Source organism: Polaromonas sp., from assembly GCF_029945895.1.
Lineage (GTDB): Bacteria > Pseudomonadota > Gammaproteobacteria > Burkholderiales > Burkholderiaceae_C > Polaromonas.
Genome location: NZ_JAQSDL010000005.1, coordinates 1 through 5,886 on the forward strand (window position 1 = coordinate 1; position 5,886 = coordinate 5,886).

Consider the following 5,886-nt stretch of genomic DNA (forward strand, 5'->3'; position numbering starts at 1 on the left):
AAGCCGCTGGTGATGGCAGCCCAGCCCCTGGCCGACAAGCTGGCGCAGGCGGTGGCTCTGCACCAGCAGGGGCAGCTCGATCAGGCTGAGGGGCTGTACAAGGAGATTCTGCAGGTGCAGCCGCAGCACTTTGATGCGCTTCAGTTGCTGGCGATGGTCGAGGCGCAAAAGAACAACCCTGGCGCAGCACGGGTCCTGTTTGAGCAGGCCCTGAAAATCAACCCCCAACATGCCGGTGCGCTCAACAACTACGGCAATGTATTGCGGGTCCTGAAGCAGCCGGAAGAAGCGCTGGCCAGTTACGAGCAGGCGCTCCAGATCCAGCCGGACTATGCACAAGCACTCGTTAACCGTGGTAACGCGCTTTGGGAACTCAAGCGGGCTGACGAGGCACTGGCAAGTTATGACCTTGCGCTTGGGGTTGATCCGCTCAATACAGAGGCGCTGGGCAATCGTGGCAGTGTGCTGGGAAGTCTGAAACGCACGGCGCAAGCCCTTGAGAGTTTTGACCGTGTGCTGCAGATCAGGCCGGACGACGCACAGGCCCTGAGCAACCGTGGCAATGCCTTGCTGGACCTGAAGCGACCGGAGGAAGCGCTGGCGAGTTGTGACCGTGCCCTGCAGGTCAGGCCCGATTTCGCAGAAGCGCTCAGCCATCGTGGCAACGCGTTGCGCGCCTTGGGTCGCAACGGGGAAGCTCTTCAGAGTTACGACGGTGCCCTCAGGCTCAAGCCAGACTATGTGGAGGCTTTGAGCAACCGTGGTGCCGCTCTGCAGGACCTGAAGCGTCATGCCGAGGCTCTGGAGAATTGTGCGCACGCGCTGCGGCTCGAACCGGGCAATGCCGAAGCGCATTGGAACGAATCGCTGTGCCAGCTGTTGTTGGGTGACTATGCGCGTGGCTGGCAGAACTACGAATGGCGCTGGAAGCGAGAGATCAATAGCGACAAGCTTCGCAATTTCACCCAGCCCCTGTGGCTGGGCAAAGAGCCATTGCAGGGCAAGACCATACTGCTGCACGCTGAGCAAGGGTTGGGCGACACCCTCCAGTTCTGCCGCTACGTCCGACAGGTGGCAGCACTGGGTGCCCAGGTGGTGCTCGAGGTGCAGCCGGCGCTCAAGACACTGCTTCAAGACCTTGAGGGTGTCAGCCTGGTATTGGGGCGGGGCGAGAAGTTGCCCGACTTTGACTACCACTGCCCGCTGCTGAGTCTGCCCCTGGCGTTTCAGGCCGATTTGAGCAACATCAGCGGCGAGCCGTACCTGCACAGCGAGCCAAAGAAGCGAGCCCAGTGGCAAGATCGACTGGGCCCTGGCCGCAACAAGCGCATCGGCCTGGTGTGGAGCGGCAGCACCGGCCACCAGAACGACCACCACCGATCCCTCGCGCTGGCCGACATGCAAAGCGCCCTCAGCGCGCAGGCCGACTTCTACTGCCTGCAAAAGGAACTTCGGCCAGCCGACCAGGCCGCGCTGGCAAACACACCCGGCATCGAATTCCTGGGCGAGTCTCTGAAAGACTTCAGCGACACGGCCGCGGTGGTGGCGCTGATGGACCTGGTGATCACGGTGGACACCAGCGTGGCGCACCTGGCGGGAGCCATGGGCAAAGAGGTGTGGATCATGCTGCCCTTCAGCCCCGACTGGCGCTGGTTGCTGGATCGCAGCGACAGCCCCTGGTACGCGTCAGCGCGGCTGTTCAGGCAGAGTTCCCCGGGAGACTGGGCCGGTGTGCTGGCCCGGGTGAAGGCAGCTCTGCTGGTATGTCTGGGTGTGGACAAAGACAAGCAGACTGAAGACACGCGCGGTGCGGCTGGCAAGCTGACCAGCGCTTTAGCCCTACATCGAAAAGGCGATCTGGACAGGGCCGAGGTTCTCTACAAGGAAATTCTGACTGCGCAGCCCCGGCATTTTGAAGCACTGCAGATGCTGGCGACCATTGCGGCGCATCGCAGGGACAACGCCGAGGCCATCGTTTTGTATCAGCTGGCACTCAAGATCAAGCCTGACCATGCGGGCGTGCTCAGTGACCTGGGCAATGCCTTGCAAGCCCAGGGAAAGACGGAGGAGGCGCTTCAGATTTATGGTCGCGCCCTGGAGGTTCAGCCGGACTTTGTGGACGCACTGGTCAATCGCGGCAATGTCTGGCGAAGCCTTCAGCGTGTTGAAGAAGCGCTGGAGAGTTACGACCGCGCGCTGCAGGTCAGACCGGATCATGCAGAAGTCTTGAATAACCGGGGCGTGGCCTTGCTGGAACTGGGGCGTCCGCAGGAGGCGCTGGCAAGTCATCAAAAAGCATGGCGGGCCAGACCAGACTATGCCGAAGCGCACTGGAACGAAGCCCTTTGCCAATTGCTACTGGGCGACTTTTCCCAAGGCTGGCCCAACTACGAATGGCGCTGGAAGCGAAAGCTCAACCAAGACGCACAGCGCAACTTCCCCCAAGCCCTGTGGCTGGGAGAGCAGTTGCTCAGCAACAAGACGATTTTGCTGCACGCCGAACAAGGCCTGGGCGACACCCTGCAGTTTTGCCGCTACGCCGCCCAGGTTGCAGCGCTGGGCGCGCGCGTGGTGCTGGAAGTACAGCCCGCGCTCAAAGGACTGTTACAAGGCTTGCCAGGCACAAGTGTCGTCCTGGGCAGGGGAGAAGCCCTGCCCGAGTTTGACTTCCAGTGCCCCTTGCTCAGCCTGCCGCTGGCCTTCAAGGCCGACCTGGGCAACATCAGCGGACAAGCCTACCTGCAAAGCGAGCCCGACAAACGCCGCCAGTGGCAAGAGCGCCTGGGCCCGGCAGGCCAAACACGAATAGGGGTGGTCTGGAGCGGCAGTACCGGTCACCTCAACGACCACAAGCGCTCCATTGCCCTGCAAGACTTCCGGACACTGCTGCAGAGCCACCCACGGGCCGACTGGTACGGCCTGCAAAAAGAGATCAGGCCGGCCGACCAGGCCGGCTTGGAGGCGCTGCCCCAGCTCAGGCAGCTGGGTCATATGCTGACTGACTTCAGCGACACCGCTGCAGCGATAGAGCTGATGGACATTGTGATCACGGTAGACACCAGCGTCGCCCACCTGGCAGGAGCAATGGGTAAAGAGGTGTGGCTGTTGCTGGCGTACAGCCCGGACTGGCGCTGGCTGCTCGAGCGCAGTGACAGCCCGTGGTACGCCTCAGCGCGGCTGTTCAGGCAGACACACAGGGGCGACTGGGCAGGGGTGTTGGGGCAGGTGCAGGCAGCTTTGGCAATGCATTTGGGTGCAGACAAAGACAAACCGGCTGAAGACACACGCGGTGTGGCTGACAAGCTGGGCAAGGCATTGGCTCTGCATCAAAAAGGTGATCTGGACGGGGCCGAGGCTTTGTACAAGGCGATACTTGCGGCGCAGCCCCGGCACTCTGATGCGTTGCAGTTGTTGGGGACGATAGCGGTTCAGAGAAACAATCACGCGTCTGCGCTTGTGCTGTTTGATCGCGCACTGGAGATCAATCCCCGGGATGCCACGGCCCTGAGCAACCGCGGTGCTGCGCTGCTGGATCTCGACCGACCTGAAGAAGCCCTGAAAAGCTGCGAGCTTGCGCTGCGAACCCGGCCTGACTATGCAGAAGCACTCAACAACCATGGCAACGCCTTGTGGGTGCTGCGACGCTTCGCCGAAGCGGTGCAGAGTTTTGACCGTGCGTTGACGCTCAGGCCCGACTATCCCGAAGCCCTGAGTAACCGGGGCGCGGCATTGCGATCCTTGCGCCGTCCAGCCGAGGCGCTGGACAGTTACAACGAGGCCATCCGGCTGAAGCCGGACCATGCTGGCGCGCTGAGCAACCGGGGTGCCGCATTGCAGGACTTGAACCGTCTGCCTGAGGCGGTGCAAAGTTATGCGCGTGCACAGCAGTTAAAACCGGACTATGCAGAAGCTCATAACAATGAAGCTTTGTGCCGGTTGCTGATGGGTGACTTTGCTGCCGGATGGAAGAAGTATGAATGGCGATGGAAGAAAGAGCCGGGGCTTTCGCTGGAAAGAAAGTTCAATCGGCCTCTGTGGCTGGGCAAAGAGTCTTTGGCGCACAAGATCATTCTTTTGCATGCCGAGCAGGGGCTGGGCGACACCATCCAGTTCTGCCGCTATGTGAGCCAGGTGGCGGCGCTGGGTGCGCGGGTGGTGCTGGAAGTGCAGCCGTCGCTCAAGGGCCTGCTTGGCCAGCTGGAGGGGGTTGGCCTGGTGCTGGGCAGGGGGGAGCGTTTGCCCGACTTCGACTACCACTGCCCGCTGCTGAGTCTGCCGCTGGCTTTCAACGTGGACCTGAAAAATCTCAGTGGACAAGCCTATCTGCACAGCGATGCGGAGAAACTGGTCCAGTGGCAAGCCCGGCTGGGTGAGACCCCCAGAAAAAGAGTGGGCCTGGTCTGGAGCGGAAGCACGGGCCACCAGAATGACGACAGGCGTTCTCTCGCGCTGGGCGACATCAAGAGCCTGTTGAGCGATCGCTACGACAGCTATTGCCTGCAGAAGACGGTGCGGCCGGCTGATCGTTCCGCCCTGGCGGATACGCCGCGCATTCGTTTTCTGGACAATTGGCTGGAGGACTTCAATGAGACGGCTGCGGCGCTGGAGCTGATGGACATCGTGATCACGGTAGACACCAGCGTGGCTCACCTGGCGGGGGCGATGGGCAAGGAAGTGTGGATCCTGCTGCCCTTCAGTCCCGACTGGCGCTGGCTGCTCGATCGCAGCGACAGTCCCTGGTACGCATCAGCGCGGCTGTTCAGGCAACCAGCCACGGGTGATTGGGCCAGCGTGATGGCACAGGTGCGGGAGGCGCTGGCGGCGCGCCTGATAACCCTTGAACGTGAGCCCAGACGGGTGGCGGTGGTGCGCCGGACACGCGATGCAACGGACAAGGACCTGTCCAACTCACTTGCAAGGGCGATGGCGCTGCACCAGCAGGGAAGGCTGGATCAGGCCGGGGCGCTGTATGAAGAGATGCTGTTGACGCAGCCGCAGCACTTTGACGCCCTGCAACTGCTGGCCATGGTGCGTGCGCAAAACAAGCAGCCTGCCGCAGCCGCGGCCCTGTTTGTGCAGGCCCTGAAGATTCACCCTGGGCATCCGGACGTATTGAACAATTACGGTAATGTCTTGCGGGCCCTGAAACGGTCCGAGGAGGCGCTTGACTGTTATGACCGTGCCCTGCAAGTCAGACCAGACCATGTGCAAGCGCTGAGCAACCGGGGTAATGCATTGCATGACCTGCATCGCCACGGTGAAGCGCTCAAGAGTTATGACGCAGCCCTGCAATTGAATCCGGATTTTGCCGAAGCGCTGCGAAACCGCGGCAACACCTTGCGGAGCCTGAAGCGCCCTGAAGAAGCGCTGGCGAGTTATGAGCGGGCGCTGAACATTGAGCCCAGCCATGCCGAAGCCCTGGGCAACCGGGGCAATGCCTTGCGCGACCTGGGGCGCCTTGAAGAGGCGCTGGCCAGTTACGAGCTGGCACTGGGCATTGATCCGGATTCGGCAGAAGCGCAAAGCAACCGGGGGGCCATTTTGTTGGACCTGGAGCGACCCGAGGAGGCGCTGGCGAGTTGTGAGCGTGCGCTCGAGATCAGGCCAGACTTTGCAGAAGCGCTGTGTAACCGCGGTGCAGCACTTCAGGATCTGGGTCGTCCAGCGCAGGCTCTGGAGAGTTACGACCGGGCGATCCATGTCAAGCCCGCCTATCCTGATGCGTTGAGCAATCGAGGTACCGTATTACGGGCCTTGGGGCGCCCTGCCGAGGCGCTGGAGAATTTCGGGCGCGCGTTAGGTCTCGCGCCTGACCATGCAGAGTCCCATGCGAACGAAGCGCTGTGCCGCCTGATGCTTGGCGAGTTCGAAGTGGGCTGGCAGAAA

At 61.8% G+C, this 5,886-nt stretch carries 1 protein-coding gene; it reads left to right on the forward strand.

Annotation, left to right across the window (positions count from 1 at the left end):
* Nucleotides 1-5,886: tetratricopeptide repeat protein (locus tag PSV33_RS00510; RefSeq protein WP_300557490.1), on the forward strand; the 5,886-nt coding region annotated here is incomplete at both ends.